Consider the following 17,935-nt stretch of genomic DNA (forward strand, 5'->3'; position numbering starts at 1 on the left):
CTTGATGGATCCCGGCGTGGCCCAGCTCCCTCCTCGCAACGGTCTCGTCGGTAGCCCCTCCAGAGAACCGCAACGAAGGCCGGCAGAGCAGGGGGTCGAGGTCCGCGGTGTGGTCAAAGTGATCAAAGATCGTCAGCGGCTACGCTCCGACGGCCGGATAGGAAATAGCTGCTGGCGATTTTCCGCGAGAGGGTTGAAGCTGGCGACTACGGTGATCCGCACAATGCTGGCCTCCCCTGTCGCAGTTGGGGGTCGGCCGAATTGGTCAAAGTGGCCATTTGGCACGCGGAGGCGCATCATGGCACGCGAACGAAATGAACGGCTCGCCGCGCTCCTGCAGGAGGCCGGCTGGTCGCGGGCGCAGGCGGCGAGCGCGTTCAGCCGCATCGCCCAGGAGAACAACCTGCTCGAATACGCACATATCGGCCGTTCTCATGTCAGCATGTGGGTGGCTGGGGCGAAACCGTCCGGCGCGGCACCCGTAATCTTGTCGCAGGCGCTGTCCCGTCGCCTGAAGCGCATCATCACGCCAGAGGAGCTCGGGTTCACAGTTCCCCACGCCCCGGAACAGGAGGCGCTGGATTGGCACACAGACCCAACAACCACGCTGACCGATCTGGGGAGAACGGACGTGGACGCGGATCGCAGAAGCCTGCTGAGTGGCGCGGTGTACTCAGTGGCCGCCCTCACCCTCCCCGACCAGGGCTGGTGGGAGACCATGGCCAGACAACCGCCAGCGCCGGCCGACTCTCAACGCGTCGGCCGCGGTGACGTTGCAGCCGTCCAGGAGCTCACCGCCGCCTTCTCCCGCATCGACCAGCGGCGCGGCGGGGGCCACGGCAGGAAGGCGCTGGCGCGATACCTGCAGTCGGACGTCGCCGCCTTCCTCCAGGGGACGTTTCCAAGCGAGCAGGTCCGGCGTGACATGTTCTCCGCCGCCGCGGAGCTGGCGTACCTGTCAGGGTGGATGGGGTTCGACAACGGCGAGCACGCCCTGGCCCAGCGGTACTTCGTCCTCGCCGTAAAACTGGCCGCGCGTGCCGGGAACCCACCGCTGACCGGTCACATCCTGCGCGCCATGGCGCACCAGGCCATCGACCTCGGCTTCTTCGCCCAAGGCCTTGAACTGGCCACCGCCTCCATGCAGGGCCAGCGCTACGCCTCGGCAACTCCCCGCGAGCGGGCACTGCTCGGCGTCGTCCACGCCCGTGCCCTGGCAGCCAACGGTGACAAGCAGGCCGCGGCCAAGGCCCTGCTCACAGCCGAAGACGATCTCTCATCGGCCGGCGAGGGCATCGAGGAGCCACAGCGCACATTTTTCTTCGGCGAAGCCTCGCTGGCCCACGAGACCGCGTGCACGTTGCGGGACTGCGGCGACCATCAGGGCGCCATCCGCCAGTTCAGGCGGAGCGTACGGACCCGGGGAGATGCCTTCCGGCGTACGCATGTGGTGACGCTCGGATACCAGGGATCCACGCAGATCGCGAGCGGCGGCCTGGAAGAGGCGTGCGCCAGCTGGAGCACTGCCCTGGACGTGCTGGAGGAGGGCATCTCCTCCGGACGGGCCCGGCAGGCCGTCCTCGATATGCGTACCCGGCTCTCGCCCTACCGGCGCCGAAGGATCCCGGCGGTCACTCAGCTCGACGCCCGGGCGGCCGCCTATCTGGCCCGCGTACATTGATCACGTCATGACGAGGGGATGAGGACACCTATGGCTCAATCTCTGACGATCCACCCCATCGGCGTCGTGGTCGGTGGACGCGTCGATCCCACCGACGACCACTGGAGCGCCCCGGCGATCATCCGCCTGAACCCCGAGTTCCCTCCCGAGGTCGTCCAGGGCCTTGAGGAGTTCTCCCACCTGCTGGTCGTCTGGCACTTCCACAAGGCATCCCCCGACGATGTCGCTCTGCATGCCCGCAGTCCCCGCAACAACCCCAAGTGGCCAGCCACCGGCACCTTCGTCCACCGCAACCACCGTCGCCCGAACCAGCTCGCCCAGTCCTTCCCCAGGCTGTTAAAGGTCGACGGCCTGGACCTCCATGTGACCGACCTGGACGCCATCGACGGCAGCCCCATCTACGACCTCGCGCCGTACTTCAAGGAGATGGGCCCCCGCGGCGAAGTACACCAGCCCAACTGGCCAGGTGAAATGCTCAAGAACTACTGGGCCGCTCCGCAAGCTTGAAGGTCAGGCGACGCAGCGGCCACCGACCCGCATGGCGATCGCGCAGGAGCATCCCCGCGGGCGCGGGGGCGACGGGCGCGCGGCGGGGATCGACCCGCGGACCCTTGGACCATCCCCGCAGGCGCGGGGGCGACGGGGCCAGCGGCCGGTTTCCCGGCCGACCTTGAGGACCATCCCCGCGGGCACGGGGGCGACCTTTCCGCACCCCGGGTGCAGGCAGACAGTGCAGGACCATCCCCGCGGGGGCGGGGGCGACCTCCTCCCAGGGCTCGGGTACGCAGTGCTGGTAGGAGCATCCCCGCGGGCGCGGGGGCGACGCGGCCCGGGTCTCCCACTCGTGGCCGCAGTGCGGAGCATCCCCGCGCGGGGATGCTCCCGCGCCTGGGACAATCACATCGTTGACGTTGTCGTCGGTCCCGCGCCCGCGGGGATGCTCCCTGCATAGGGACGGCCTCGTGCCGACCCTCGGCATCGGCCCCCGCGCCCGCGGGGATGCTCCTGTCGACGACACGCGAAAACGGGCTCTGGCACTAATTCTGTGATCTTCCAACGCTCGACTGCGGTGATTTGCTGATCACGATCGGTGACGATCTCGGAGCTTCTCACGGTTCTCTTCCCCCACCTGACCGACTTGCAGATCGATCAGGTGCACCCGTCGGGGACGTTGATCCGGATCGGTAGCGCGACTGTGGATAGTTCATCCTGCATGACCGATGGTTTCTAATGATCACTCTGCGTGAGCGCGTTGCGAGCCATTGGCGGGGTGTCAACGACGCATGTTGACCCGGATGCCATTGAGCATCGCTGGGCCGAACGAGCTGACCCGGCCGCGGCGCTTTAGTTCATTGAGCAGCTCTTCGGTCCCGTCCCGTTCCTTCAGCTTCGGACGGTGGCCGCCGACCCTGGTGAGCGGTTCGTACTCATCGCCGAGCGCCAAAAGAATCTGGTCCAACACCGGTAGCTCGATGTCAGTGAGGTGGGGTTCCAGCAGACTCAGGATGTGCTCGGCGGGCGCTCCGGCTTCGCTGAGCTTGACCAGCAGATCCACCGAGACCGTGTTGCCCTTGGCCGCCCACTCGCAGATCGCGATGGCACCCTGCCGGGACAACCGGCCGTGTACGTACTCCGCGTCATCGGCGATTGCCCGCTTGACGGCCGGTGCCACACGCCGACTCCGCATGAGCTTGGGCAGGTCGTCGCTCGATAGCGGTAGTTCACACACGTAGGACGCCAGACCTTTGGACGCCGCGAAGTACTCCTCGCGGACCGCGAACGGACTACCGCCCAAACGCGCATATGTCTCGGCGGCATCGGGCACCAGTTCGGCGGCCAGCAGCGCCGGGAGCAGCTTGAGCCCGGCGCCGGTCAGGCGTTCGGGATCCAATCCGCCGGAGAGCTGGAGCTGCTTCACCAAATGGATCCTCGCTGCCGGGTCCAGGCTCTCGGCATGTGCCAGCGCATACCCGAGGTCGTACCTGGACTCCTCCTTCACCTTCTCGACCTCGGTGAGGTCGAGGCTGTTCAGATTCTTCACCAGTTCCTCGCGGACGCCGAACTTTGCTACGAACTGGCTCACGTTCCAGGCGGTCGGCGCGAACCGGCTCGCCGACACCACTGCGGTCCATGCCGTTTCGTCGAGTTCATCCAGATCGGCTACCTCGCACGTCCGCGACGCGCCCTTCGCAACCGGCAGCACCGCCGATTCGGCAGCACCGGCGACGTCATTCAGCACCGCGACGAACTCCTCCGAGGCACCGACGGTCACTTCGCCCTCCTGGCGGGCATGCAGGTAGCTGTCCAGGTTGTTGAGGATGTGCTCGTAGACGGTCGCGTTGGTCGCCTTCACCACGTCGAGGGCCAGCGGGGTGCCTTCACCGAGTGCCGCGGACAGGTTCGCCCTCGTGACCGGGTACAGGCTAGCCGTGACCACCGCCTTGCGCTGTGCGTCCCCAAGCACCGCGAGGTCACTGACCTGGGTGCCGAGACGACGAACCAGGACCGCCAGGTCAGCCGCCTTTGATGTCTCCACGGTGCCGACAAATGCCTGCATCTGGTCGTAATGCTCCGAGAGGAACTCTGCCACCCGGTCCGAGGAGTCGTAGTCGACGTCTCGATCAGCGCTTCGGACAGCGGCATCAACGAGCGTGACGGCCGCCAGGAGGTCGAACGGGGCTTTCTCGACCAGATGGACGAACACGCCCTTCCAACGAGGAGCCAGTCGGCTTACGAAGAGTGCCCTGGACTCACCGTCCATGAGGTACGTATCGATGAAAGAGGAGTCGGTCCCGGCGCGCATGACGAGCTTGTCGAGAGCCTTATCAAGCCGCTCGGGGCGCGTGGGCAGGTAGTGGTCGAAGACCTCAAGGTTGAAGACGCTCTCGCCGTCGAGGAAGCGAGCGCCCATTTCGTTCTCGACCGCGTCGATGGAGGCAGCCTCGTCGAACCGGAAGCGGTGGTCTGCGCGGTCGGCCTGGACGCAATGGAGGATGAAGTTCATCGCGCTGACGCTGATAGCGATGCCGTGGTAATCCGAGCAGTACAGGGTGAAGTTTTCGTCGATGTAGCCCTTGGCAAGGAGGTCGTGGGCCACGGGCGACACGAGATCGGCAACGATGGCATCCAGGTTGCGCTCCACGCCGCCGTCGGTGGGCATGACCAGGTCCGTCCTGGCCATGAGCTGCGCCATCGTGGCTTTCGCAACGAAGTCCTTGGTCTCCCGCGCGGCCCGGGAGGCGCGCTGGAGACGTGCGACATCGGCTTCGACGGCATCATTCAGCGCAGCGGCTCCATCCCCGACCAGCGCGATTACGTCATCGAACGACAGGACGATGACGCCACCGTATCCAGGTTGGATAAGGCGCACCTCTTTGCGGGTCTCGTGCAGCGACCTCCAAAAGTCGCCGGATGTAAGAGTCGCGAGCGCGTAGCTCTCCGACTGGTACCGAAGGACCGGCTCGGCACCACCCTGCGAGGCCCGGTGCACAATCGGCAGCACCTTCTGGAGCCGTTCGCCGGCGGCCTTCGCGTGCTCGTCCCACAGGGCGTTCGACGCGATCCGGTCTAGTGCCTCCTTGCTGACCGCTGCCTGGTGGCCCGTCTGATACGTGACCATGTCGCGGAAAGCCCGGTGGGCCTCGTCGATCTTGCTCGTGCCCAGCCGGATGGCCTCGAAGTCCTCCAGATGCAGGTTCTTGTAAACCATCATCGCGAACAGTCGGTCCGCGGTGAGGCCCTTGAGGCCCCTCTCTCCCAGGACCGAGGCACGGTAGATCTCGAACTCATTCCGGATGTTGCGGATCAGGCGCATGTCGGTCAGACGCCCGCCAACCAGATTCACCAGCGCAGTCGAAGGCCGCTCATCCGACTCGGCGAACTCCGCCACCAACAGATCCCGCGCCGACCGGTGCGTGATGAACGGAACCATCGGGACAACCAGGTCGAAGAACTTTGTCCTGTTCGCCGACGGGGCGGACTCCAGAGCGGACGCACGAAGCGCTGCCGCATCGGCATCCGCATCACCGTCCGGGGCGGCATCGACTGTGAGTTGCTCGAAGATACTGTCGCGGACCGCATACACGAACCGAACCGGCCGTGACTTGATCTGCTCGGAGTTGTTTAAGACGGTGTTCAGTTCGCGTAGCGTCTCGAAGATGTGAGGGTCCCTGAACCGGTCCAGGTCCTCAAAGATCGCGACCTGGGTCTTCGTCTTCTGGAAGAAGTAGACGATCTCGTCGAGGTACTCATCAAAATACGAGTTCTCCTTCGCGCTCAGCTTGACGGCCGCTCCGCCCGCGGAGACGCTCTCCACCCGCACCCGGCTCTGCAGGGCACGCAAACCCAGGAACCAGATCACGCCCAGGAACACGCCGAGCCCAACGACGATGACCCACGGCACCCAGTCATGACTGGCGACCACGGCCTGGGGCCCCATCTTCTCCACGCGATTCACCAGCCCCAGCAGGACCGCGATCACGAAGAACCCCACCGCGACCACTGCGCCCCAGATCGCAGCCGGCCAGGGTCTGAACGAGTCGATACGGAAGTACCTCGACCCCGGCATGTCCGCAGGGGCCTTCCGGTAGAGCAGCTGCTTGACGATCTCCTTTTGAATGAGGTTTGTCAGTGGCGCGAGCGTCCCGTCATCCTGGATGCGCGCCCGCTTCATGTCGTCGATGCCCAGGCTCGACAGCGACAGATTGACCCAGCCGATCTTCCGCTTCTCCAGACCCGCCTGGACGCCGCGGATGACGCTGCTCTTTCCGCTGCCGTAGTGCCCCGCGAGCGCGATGTTCGTCGCGGCGTTCGCGGACCTGTCGGTGAGAACCTTGAGGAGGACCGCTGCGTGCCGCCCGTGCAGGTTCTTTTCGTACGTGGGTCCGAGACTCCGTAGGACCGGCACGTCGGGCTGTGATGCGAACTGCCGGGCCGGGCGCACTCGTGACATGGACGGAATCTTATGAAGCGATCCGATTGTTCGTGGGCACGCTACTGGCCGGTCTGCCAATCGGGCATGGCCCGTCGGGCACTGTCCTCGTCGCTGATATCGACCCCAATCGCCTGCACGAGGCCTGGCAGGTTGCCGACGCACCGGTGCCGGTCATTGGACCCCTGCCCGTCATGGTCACCGACGGCTTCGGCGACACGCTGAGGATCCGGCCCGATCCTGAGCCGGGGCCGTCGGAATCGGAGCTGCCTCAGCAGCCAGCCGCCCAGGCGCATCGGCGATCGCCGACCCGGGCGGTCGAAGCACCGAATTATCAACCCAGCGTTAGCCGAGTTCGCCGGCCAGCCCGGCCTTCTTGACCAGGCGGCCCCAGCGGGGGCTGCGGGCGAAGGCCCGGGCGATGGCGACGCCTGTGGGCAGATCTCCGTCTTCCGCACGGATCTGCTGCGCCCATCGCCAGGCCTCTCGCTGCAGCGTCCGGGCGTTCCCATCTTGCTCAGCGGAGAGATCGGCGTCTTTCTCCCCATCGTCTTGCTGCTCTTCGAGGTCAGCGTCCACAGCGGTGACAGGATCAGCATCGAGAGCAGGAAGATCCTCAGCTTCTGGCTGTTCTCCCGCGCAGCGGCGGATCTGGGACATCAGGAGTTCATAGCTGCCGATCAAGGCCAGTGAAGGCCAAGCGGCGATGATGCGCCCGATCAGGCTGGGCTCGGCTACGGCGACGTTCGCGCCGAGGCTGGCGAGGCTGCCGCCCACGAGGAGGCCCCAGGCTAGTAGGCCGCCACGGGAGCCGTACCGGTTGGCCAGCAGGATGGACATCGAGGCGACGCCGATCAGGCCGTCGACGGCGAGCGGGATGAGCACCGCCGCCAGGAGGTCCTCACCGTGACGCAGGCAGAGTTCGTGCATGTGCCTGAACGACACGACCGCCGCGATCAGCGCCAGTAGCGCGACACCACCGATCGTCGTACGTTGGATGCGGCGAACAGCGTGAGTGCTCGGCTCCTCCACCGCTCAGCCCTCCCGACCAGGGAGAACGAGAGTGGTGGACGCCGCGAAGGGCATGTACGTATCGAGCGTGTCCCCCTCGGACACGTAACTTGTATACAGCCGGGCATATCCGGACATGGCGAGAGGCCACCCAGGCATCGGCCCTTGGCCGATGCGGGCGTTCTGGTGGTCTGAGTGTGCCTCCTTTCCAGACGTCGGGGATCTCGCGGATGGCTCGTGATCGCCCGGGCCAGTGGGCGCGGTCGAGGATGACGCTCACCTTCCTGGGCGTGGCGGTGCGAAGCGTGCGAGACACCGGATCGTAGATCAGGGTAATCTTGCGGTTTCGCAAATGCTCAATGACCTCCATATCCGCCGGCGGCACGGCCGACCAGTCGACGGGATCGGGTCCGGACAACAGCAGGTACAGGGCCTGCAGGTGCGGCAGGATCCGGTCCTGGCGGACGTACAGGTTTCTGGCCCGGGCGGGGGCGGGGCCGGTAGCGGTGGTGTGGCCGTGCCGACAGCGGTAAGCCTCCCGGCCGTTGGCCCAGCATGATTCCAGCCGCCGCCCGCAGACCCCACAGCCGAGCAGCGCTGCCAGTAGGTAGCGGCGGTCCGGGTGGGCGGTGACCCGGGCGGCGCGCATGCCCTGGACCGCGATGAAGTCCTCCTCGCTGACAAGCGCCGGATGCGCGGGCTTGGTCGAGATGACCCATCCGTCGGGCAGGCCCCATCGCTGCACCTGGCGATGACCCAGCCCGGTGTTGCCCGGATCGATCAACTCGTGCTCGGTGGGCTGCCTGTTCCACACCTGCCGCCCGGTGTACCGGGGATTGCCCACGATGGGACCCACCGTGGTCACCGCCCACCCCGCGCCCGACCGGTGCGCATTACGCACCGGGTCGGCCGCCGAGGGGCACGGCACCTGCATGTCGTTGAGCGCCCGGGCGATCCGGGCCAGACTGTGCCCGGCCAACCTCTGTGCGAACATCCACCGCACGATGGGTGCGGTGCCGGGGTCCGGCTCCAGCCGCAACGTCCGCCGCCCCCACGCCGCATGCGCCCGGTTCGGATGCGGGCCCGCGTCCACCAGTCGGTACCCGTACGGCGGACGGCCACCAAGGTACCGGCCCTGCTCCCGGGCCTGGGCGGCCATCGATGTCAGCACCCGGATCCGGGTCCGGGTGATCTCCCGCTTGGACTGGATCCCCAGCCCGATCATCATCTGCTCGTGCCCCTCGGCGCTGAAGTCGACCCGGCCACCCACCTCCGGCAGCCAAAATTGCACCCCGTAGTGCTCGAACAGCGGCGCCATCAACGCGAACTGGCTGCCGTAAAACGCCCGCTCGTACTCCCCCACCACGATCGCATCGAACCCGCGGTCCGGATCGGCCATCGCCACCAACAGCGCCGCCGCCTCCGGACGGCGCACCCACGGCAGCACCCGGCTCTGCCCGACACCGAAGTACTCGCCCACGATCCGTCCGAACCCCGTCACTAACGCTCCGGCCTGAGCCCGCTGCCGCGCCTGCGACGTCACCGGATCTTGATGATCCTCCGTCGACACCCGCCCGTAGAACACAAACCGCAACCCGCCCCTGACCGGTACGCTCGTCCGGCGGAGTGCCGACCGCGCCGCCCACGCCGCGAGTGTGTTCTCGTGGCCTGGCCCTGCCGCCGCCGGCAATGGGGGCATCATCGTGGGAACCATCGCCCACAACTCCGTCAAGCCAGAAAATTCTCTTCGGCTTCAGGTTTCTACAGCGAAAGATCGAATGCTGAATAAGCAGGAATTACGGGCAAGGGGCAACCATCTTGTTACCGTCTGGCCAGTGACAGAACATAACCTCCCAAATTTCCCACTTCGCTCGACTGTCCTCGCCGGACTGATCCGCGGCCCCTGGAGCATCGAAGCCCTGCACCACATCCGCGACGTCATCTACCGCGAGACGCCTGCAAGACGAGGACCAGTGCCGCACCCGCATCATGGCGAGCTTCCGCAACCTGGCCATCGGCCCTGGCCCGACTGATCGGCTGGACCAACATCGCCGCGGCCACCGACCACTACCGCAGCGACCCCGCGGACGGCCTTCAGCTACTCGGTCTCGCAACCTGAGAACGCTTCAGCCCTAATGATCGGCGCGACTGACCCGTACTTATGCCATTGCAGCGTGGATGGCCTGCGTCCCATCACGAACCGCGTCAAGCAAGGCCTGGTACTCACGATCACCGTATTCCGAAGATGGGTCCTCAAGGGCACGCAGGTACGCCTGCCAAAAACCGTAGATCTCGCCGGCCACGTTGCCTGACAACACGAGAATTTGTGGAAGCTCACCCTTGCGGAGTGGGCGCCGCCCGGGATCCTTGTACCACATGTTCAGTCTGGCCATCGCAGAGATCCACGAACCGACAAGTTCGACGAGATCATTCCCGATGACCGAGCTCGCCAGAATCGATAGTGCAAGGTTAAGCGACGGCACCGGCGTGGGCACCGTCAGCTCTTCCGGCGGCGTCCAGCTTGGCGGGGGATCACGAAACTCCTGCATCCATTCAGGAAAGTTGTTGACTTCCATCACCCCCTTCAAAAATTAGTATTGAAGAGCCAGGACAGAATGCCGCTGGTAGTTTTAGGAACTCCTTCAACCCCGCCAGCTCGAAGAATGTCGCCACAGTAAGTCAGGCAACTCTTACGCTCCAGATCATATAGCCCAAGCACTCCTCGCGCCTGGTATACCTCCTGCGCAGCAAGGGCACCACCCGCCCTGGGCAGTGGGATCTCGATGATCCCGTCGACTCCGGGCCCCCCAGTCCAGGTTCGGGAGAATGCCTTCGTTCCAATGGTCCCCAATTGATGCGTGTGCATCGAATCTCCCCCGAATTGGATCACTTCGATGGAAGCGTGCCCCGCCTCACCTGGCGCTGCCGGCGGGTGCAGGTGGACACGTGCCAGCCCATCCGGCGCACAGCCACTGTTGTGGACGAGGACGGGGGTAGCGCCCGCCAGCACATAGTAGGTGTGCAGATGGGCGACGGTCAGGTTGTAAACGCGTGTGTGAGTGGTCTCCCTTGCGACCGCGGTGACCTGGACATGGGTGCCCGCGCCGGTGCGCAGCCACATGCCCGGCTTCAGCCGGTCGGCGGCAAGCCACTTTCCGAGGATCGGTTCCCAGAAGGGATGCCCGCCCGTCGCGGTGACCGTCCCAGTCGCGGTTCCGCCTGGGCCGTCCGTGTCGACGGTTATGTGGGTGAGCTGTTTGTCGCCTTCCCCGATGATGAGGCCGGTGACCTCTTCGGGACGGGTCTTGCCGATCTCCGGGTCGGCGGCCAGCACCTTGTCTCCGACGCGTACGGCGGAGATCGGCTTACGGCTGCCGTCGGCCATCACCACTAGGGTGTCGGCGGTGAAGCTGTTGAGCAGGCACCGCCCGAACTTGGGCAGCTTGGCGAACGCGCCGAACAGGCCGTTCAGCAGGCAGCCGCTCAGGGCCGCCCCGCCTACGCCGCTCAGCCCCCAGTCGACCTTGCGGCCTGACAGGCGCTGGCTGAGGTAGTCGATTGCGCCGTCGGTAAGGCCTCCGACCAGGCAGCCGACGACCAGGGGGTTGTTGCCGGAGGGGTCGGTGTAGTTCGTCGGGGAGTTCGCGGCGTAGGCGTACAGGTTGGTGCCGCCGGCGACCCCGATAGGGTCCTCGCTGATGAAACGCTGCAGCGTGGGGCTGTAGTAACGGGCCCGGTAGTACATCAGGCCGGTGCCGTCGTTCTCCCGGCCGGTGTAGGTCAGGGCATTGCCTTCCGGGTCGCCGCTGACGGTGGCGTTGCCGTACGGGTCGTAGGCGTAGGACGCGGTGATCTGGCCGGATGCGTCGCCCAGCGCTAGGACAGAACCGAGTGGATCGGTCAGGTACGCCCGGGTGCCGGCGGGCGAGGTACGCGCGAGCCAGCGGTCGGTGCCGCCGGAGAGCAGGGTCGTGCTGGGGCCGGTGCCGTCGGTCTCGGTTACGGGGTTGCCCTGGCCGTTCAGGTAGGTGCGGCTGTTGCCTGCGACGGTGCGGCGGTCCCGGTCCCCGAGGGGGTCGTAGCCGAAGGTAGCGCTCAGGCCGGTGCGGTTCAGGCCGGTGAGCTCGCCGCGGGCGTTCCAGTTGTAGGTGGTGGTGCCGTCATTGGTTAGGTTGCCGTCGTTGTCGTAGGTGAGGGTCTGGCCGCCTCGGCCGGTCAGGCGGTTGGCGTCGTCGTAGGTCAGGCCGGTAACGGCTTGGGGCAGGGCGATCCGGGCGAAGTCGCCGGTGGCCTCGGTCAGGTCGCCTGTGGGGCCGTACTTCTGGTTCAGCACGCCTTTGACGGTGGTGCCGTGTTTGTAGGTCACGGCCGTGACCCGGTTGCGTGTGTCGTAGGTGTAGTTCTGGCTCCAGGAGCCGGGCAGGTCGAGACGGTCGACGCGTCCGGAGCCGTCGCGGTGGACGTCGGTCTGCTGAGCGCCCTGGGCGACGCGGGTGACGTCACCGGCGTCGTCGTAGGTATAGGTGACCGGAGTTTGACCGGCGGCGGTCATGGAGGCAAGCCGGTGCGCGACGTCGTAGGTGTAACCGATCGCGCCGTTCGCCGTGGTCACCTGGGTCGTGTGGTCGAGGTCGTCGTAGCCGAAGGTGGCCGGGGCGGCCGTCGCGGTGTCAGTTACCTGTTGCAACCGGTCGAAGGCGTCGTAGGAGAGCGTGGAGCGCGACTCCGCGGTGGTGCCGCTGACGCCGTAGGAGACGCGGGTGGGCCGGTTCAGCGTGTCGTAGTCGATCTGAGTGACTGTGCCTTTGCGGCTCACGGTGGTGGCGGGGCGTCCCGCGGCGTCGTAGGCGGTGGAGGAGGAACGGCCCAGCGGGTCGGTGAACCCGATAATCCGGTCGGAGTCGTCGTAGTTCCAGGTAATGCTGTGCCCGCGGGCATCGGTGAGCGTACGCAGGTTGCCGGTGTCGTCGTAGCCGAACGTCAGCGTGTGGCTGAGCGGGTCGATGGTCTGGGTGACCTGATTGCGGGAGTCGTAGAACACACGCGAGGTCGTACCGTTGGGAGCGGTGACCCCGATCCGGCGCCCCGCGGCGTCTCCGAAGAAGGTCGTGGTGGCGCCCGCCGAGTCGGTGGCGCCGACCAGTTGGCCGTGACGATAGGCGAACGTCGTGGTCTGCCCGGTGAGATCGGTAACCGAGGTCAGCTGTCCCGCGCGGTTGTGCACGTAGGTCGCGGAGCGGCCCATCGGGTCGGTGACCGAGGCTAGGTTGCCGTTCTGGTCGTAGCCGAACTTCGTCGTCTTGCCCAGCCTGTCAACGATCTTGGTCGGCTGACCGTACGGTCCCGCATAGGTGACCTTGGCCGAATCGGTGGCGTTCGCGGTGCCTGCCAGCAGCGTGGTGTAGGTGACGTTCCCCTTCATGTCGTAGTGGTAGGTTTTGCGCCGCCCGAAGGGGTCGACTATGGCGTCCACCTGCTGGTCGGTGCCGCGTTCGTAGGTGACGGTACGTGCCAGCGGCGTGCCGTACGCGGTGGTGTCGGTGCTTACCAGACCGTTCGCAAAGGTGAGGCGCCGCACCCTGCCGCCGGGTTCGGTGACGCGTGTCTCGGTGATCTGGCCGTTCGCGTCGGTGGTGTAGACGAAGTCGTACACCTGCCCGTCGGTGAGCGTCTGCCGCCGGACGCGCCCCGCCGTGTCGTACTCGTTGGTCAGATAGGTGATTCCGCGGCCGTCCTTGGCCGTGGCGAGGCGTCCGGCGGAGTCGTAGGTGTAGCGGGTTACCTTGCCCGCGGGGTCGGTCACGGTTTCCAGGCGCCCGGCGGCGTTATAGGTGTACGCGACCGTACGGCCGATGTTGTCGCGGGCCTGGATGGCGCGATGCTGGGCGTCGTAGCTCAGCTTGATCCATTTACCGCTGGGGGAGGTGATCTGGGTCAGGTCCTCGGTCGGGTTGGCGGCCCGGGTGAGCCGGATCTCGTTGCCGTACCGGTCGCGGATCGCGCTGAGCCGTGAGTACTGCGGGAAGACATACTCGGTGCCGTCGCGGAGGGTCAGGCGCCAGTCGCCGACCCAGCTGCCGTTCCCCTTGAACCACACCTTCGAGCCTTGGAACTCCCCGGTGGTGCCACGCGCCTCGAACACCGCGTCCGTGAAGCTGACGCCGGGCGAGGTCCGCACATAGTGGACCTTGCCGCCGCCGGGGATGTACAGGTCCACCTCGGTGTACTGGTGCTCCGAGTGGAGGATCATGCCGTAGCGGGAGGTGATCCCGGCCCCGAACTCACGTGACTCGACGTCGCCCTGCCACATGACGCGGGTGACGTCGATCGGCATCACATCATCGACGGCGAGGTCGGTGCGGGTGTCGGACATCAGGCCCGACGACAGTTCCACCGGATCGCCCGACAGCCAGTCGGTGAAGTCTTTCACCCATTTCTTCAGCCAGGGCGGGATGAAGGTGGTGTTGAACATGGCGCCGTGGAACGCCCACACCTTGGTGCCGGGGTCTGGAACGACCTGGCGGGCGTCGGCGCTCACCCGGCCCTTGCCGTAGACGTACCAGCCGCGCCGCTCAGGGTCGTAGTTCCAGAAGTCCACGCGGGTACCGGCCGGGAGCTTGGTGTAGTTCGGATAGATGATCTGCGCCCCGTCGGGGAAGATGTACGTTCCGCCGGGCTGCACGGTGAAGTAGACCGGGACGATGCCGCGTTCGGGCAGTGGAAATGGCGGACGGTCGATCGGGATCGGTGTGATCCCCAGCTCGGTGACGACGTTGCCGTCGCCGTCGCGGATGACGGAGCCGGCGGGGATGCGCACCTCCAGTCCTGGGATCTTGGGGGTCCGCAGCACGGTCTCCGCGGTCGTCGGTGAGGGGAAGCGCAGCATGTGCTTTGTGTCGAGCTGCTGCATCCAGATCGTGTACGGCAACGCGGTGGTCCTGCCGGCGGCTACCTCTACCTTGATCTCATAGTGGCCGTATCTGACGCCCTTGCGGCCCGCCGACCCGCCGTCGACGACCAGCGTTTCGGTGCCCGCAGGTGCGCCGGTGAGCAGGAACCTGCCCTGGGCGTCGGTTTCCCCGCGCGCCTCGCCGAGCCGTACGGCGACGTGGGGCAGCGCCCGGCCGTCGACGGTACGGACCTGACCGGACAGCGCGGTCTGGCCCGACGCGGCGGTCAGCGTCTGCGCCTGCTGCGCGGGGCCACGCCGGATATTCCAGTCGAAACCACTCAGGTTGGCGCCATCCGGTTGCCATGACGGGCCCTTGCCCATCGCCTCACCCGCCATCGCCTGGGCGTGCGGAGGCGTGAGCGCCGAGTGGGACGCCGCCGGCGTGGGAGCGAGCGTAGGTGTGGGAGCCTGCGAGGATGCGGAAGCCGGTGCGGCGCGTGCAGCCCGCGCTGCGGCTGTCCTGGTGGCGAGCGCGAGGGTGACCGTCCCGGTGGCCGCGTTGCCGATGTCGACCACGACCTTGTAGAACCCGGAGACGGGCAGGGCCGGCACGGTGACCACCCCGTCGGCGCTGAGCGTGGCATACCCGTTCAGTTCGGTGCCGTCGGGTTTGATGACTGTGACGAACACGTTGCTTCCGCCGAACGACGCCACGCCGGACACGTTCAGCCGGAGAAGCTGCCCGCTGGTGCCGGTGAAGGTGTAGACGGCGTCCTGCCCGGCCCGGGCGAGCGTGGCCGGAAGCCCCGCGCCGTTCACGGCGAGCTCGCCGGGCAGGACCGACAGGGAGCCGGTCACGGTGATGCTTCCGGTCACCCCGTACGCGGGGTCGATGACGAGCTGGTAGGTACCGGACGCCGGGAGCGACAGCAGGTCCAGGTCACTCTTGGCGTACGCGGCGACACTCCGGTTGTCGACCACGACCGTCCCGTCGGGTGCGACGAAGTCGAGATAGATCTGGTCGGTGAACGTGTTGGAGGTAAACCCGAAGTTCACCGCCTGCCCGGCCGTCCCGGTGAAGGTCAGGACGGCGTTCTGGCCGAGACGGCTGATTGTCACCGTCTTCGCGGCTCCCGTGGGGGTAACCTCGCCGACGGCCAGGGGGGTGGACAGCGTCGCGGTGATGTTGCCAGTCCCGGCGTCGACGATGTCGAGCCGGAGCCGGTAGGTGCCGTCGGCGGGTAGCGCCAGGTCGACGTTGCCCTTGGTGTATGCCACCAGGAGCCGCCCGTCCACCAGGAGCGAACCATCCGGTTTGCTGACATAGATGTAGGCGTTCTTGGTCAGTGTGGTGCTCAGCCCGAGGTTGACCTTCGTACCGGCCGTGCCGGTGAAGGTGAAGACGGCGTCTTGGCCGGGGCGGGTGATCGATGCAGTCAGCGCGGTGCCGTTCGCCGTGAGCGGCCCGGCGGTGGCGGGAGGCGACAACGTCAGCCGCACCCCGCCCGTGCCGGCTGACGCGGGGTCGAGCCGCATGGTGTAGGTGCCGGTGGCGGGCAGCCGCGTGAGATCGATGTCGGAGGCGGAGTAGATTTTCAGGAAGGTCCAGTCGACCAGGACGTTCCCGGAAGGGTCCTTGACGGTGAACTTGGTGTCCTGATTGAGGCTGTTGGAGGTGAGGCCGATGTTGGCCATCTCGCCCTCGACCCCATTGAAGGTGACGACCACGTCCTGGCCGGGGCGGGTGATGGAGATCTGGGTCGCGGCACCCAAGGAGGTCAGGACAGCGGTCTGCGCGGCCGACAGTGTGAGGGTGATGTCGCCGGTCGCCGCCTGATTGGGATCGATGCGGACCACGTAGGTGCCGGACTCGTCGAGCACCGGAAGGTCGATGTCGGTTGTCCCGTTGTTGTTGAGGTGCAGGTTGTCGACCAGAATCGACAGGTCGGGGGCGAGAACGTCGACTAAGGCGTAGCTGGTCAGCGTATTGGCGGTGAAGCCCAGGCTGAGATCATCACCCTCATGGCCCGTGAAGGTGAAGAGTCCGTCCTGGCCAGGCCTGGACATTGCGGCGACCGACGCCGTGCCGTTCACAATGAGCTGCCCGCCGACCGGAGCGCTCAGGGTTACCAGTACCTGGCCAGTGTCCGTCGAGACGTTGGGGTCGAGCAGCAATTGGTAGGTGGCACCGGCCTCCAGACGGGTCAGCTCCAAATCGCGGGCCGGAATGCCAGACAGCTCGGCGACCGCCTTGCCCTTGGGACCAACCACCTGGGCATCGATCGAGCCGCTGAAGGTCGAGGCCGTCAGCCCGATGCCGACCTGGCCGTCGTCGGGGGCGCGGAACACTACCAGTGCGGCCTTGCCCGCGGTGCCGACGCTGACGGCCTGCGCCGCGCCGCCGACCACCATGGGGGTGACGCTCTCAATAAGGGCGGTGTCAACGCCCGGGTAGGGCACGGAGAACTGACCGGGTGCTTGCGTGCCGCCTGCGGGGGTGGTGACGAGGATGTCGCCCGTAGTCGCCCCGAGGGGGACCACGAACTGCAGGCTGGTGGCGGTGACCGCCGTCACCTCGGCCAGCGTGCCGTTGACGTCCACCACGTTGTTAGCGAGCACCGGATCGAAGCCCGAGCCAGTCAGCGTCACGGTCGTGGAGGGCGGCCCGGACGTAGGCGAAACTCCGGTGACGGCCGGTGGCGCAGCGGCGACGGTGAACATCTCCCCGGTGACCGTGGTGCCACCCACCTGCACGCGCACCGGGCCCGCCGTCACCGCGGCCGGCACCTTCACTTCGAGCGAAGTGGGGGTCGCCTCGGTGACCGTCGCCGCCGTGCCGTTAAAGGTCACTTGGTTCGCCGACGCGGTGGCGGAGAAGCCGGTGCCGCTGACGGTCACAGTCGCCCCCGGACGCCCGGAGGTGGGAACCACACTCAGCACCGACAGGTCGCTGGACGGAAAGCGGTCCACGCCGAGCAGGTTGCCGGTGGGGTCGTAACGGTAGCGGGCCGTGTCCCCCGAGGGCTGGCTTACCCCGACCAGGCGTCCGGCGGCGTCGTAGGCGTAAGTGGCCGGACCAGGTTCTGGGCTGACGGCATCTGCGACTCCTGCGATGCCCACTTCCACGGGATGTGGTCCAGCGGTGGGAGATTTCGGGACGGTGGCGTTTCCGGAATCGACACGAGCCGGATATCGCGCTGAATCAGATTCTGAGGCCGAGCGGCTCGGAATCGAGGGCAACGCCATGCTCAGGCAGAGTAGAGCGGCAACGACCGTGAAACGTCCCCTTGTGCGCATGCCCCGTCCGTCCGCAGAATCTTCGAGGGCCGGCCGTCCCGCACCTCTTGACACGTTGTGCAACTCGCTTGAAGATCACTGTCGACAGGAGGATCGTGACACAAGGCGCAACCCCTAGCAAGAG

General features: G+C 66.6%; 7 protein-coding genes. 2 read left to right on the forward strand and 5 right to left on the reverse strand.

What is annotated here, in order from left to right; genetic code table 11:
- The first annotated feature begins 298 nt into the window (after positions 1-298).
- Positions 299-1,681 (forward strand): hypothetical protein, encoded by a 1,383-nt coding sequence (locus tag OG344_RS07500; RefSeq protein ID WP_405087569.1) that lies wholly within the window; start codon positions 299-301, stop codon positions 1,679-1,681.
- A gap of 30 nt (positions 1,682-1,711) precedes the next feature.
- Positions 1,712-2,188 carry an SAM-dependent methyltransferase gene (locus OG344_RS07505; protein ID WP_405087570.1) on the forward strand — a complete coding sequence of 159 codons (477 nt, stop codon included), beginning with the start codon at positions 1,712-1,714 and terminating at the stop codon, positions 2,186-2,188.
- 766 nt (positions 2,189-2,954) lie between these two features.
- Here OG344_RS07505 and OG344_RS07510 read toward each other — a convergent pair.
- The 5 genes from OG344_RS07510 to OG344_RS07530 all read right to left on the reverse strand — a co-directional run bounded on the left by OG344_RS07510 (position 2,955) and on the right by OG344_RS07530 (position 17,634).
- Entirely contained in the window at positions 2,955-6,632 is a 3,678-nt protein-coding gene (locus tag OG344_RS07510; protein WP_405087571.1) for a hypothetical protein, read from the reverse strand.
- Between the two features lie 324 nt (positions 6,633-6,956).
- Positions 6,957-7,541 (reverse strand): DUF2637 domain-containing protein, encoded by a 585-nt coding sequence (locus tag OG344_RS07515; RefSeq protein ID WP_405087572.1) that lies wholly within the window; start codon positions 7,539-7,541, stop codon positions 6,957-6,959.
- Positions 7,513-9,207 (reverse strand): recombinase family protein, encoded by a 1,695-nt coding sequence (locus tag OG344_RS07520; protein ID WP_405087573.1) that lies wholly within the window; start codon positions 9,205-9,207, stop codon positions 7,513-7,515. The genes OG344_RS07515 and OG344_RS07520 overlap by 29 nt, the downstream gene beginning before the upstream one ends.
- Positions 9,208-9,781: 574 nt before the next feature.
- On the reverse strand, positions 9,782-10,198 hold the full coding sequence (locus tag OG344_RS07525) for a hypothetical protein (RefSeq protein WP_405087574.1): 417 nt from the start codon (positions 10,196-10,198) through the stop codon (positions 9,782-9,784).
- Positions 10,199-10,206: 8 nt separating this feature from the next.
- Positions 10,207-17,634: an RHS repeat-associated core domain-containing protein gene (locus tag OG344_RS07530; protein ID WP_405087575.1), complete on the reverse strand. Its 7,428-nt coding sequence runs from the start codon at positions 17,632-17,634 to the stop codon at positions 10,207-10,209.
- Positions 17,635-17,935 lie beyond the last annotated feature (301 nt).

The organism is Microbispora sp. NBC_01389, assembly GCF_045040095.1.
Classification (GTDB): domain Bacteria; phylum Actinomycetota; class Actinomycetes; order Streptosporangiales; family Streptosporangiaceae; genus Microbispora.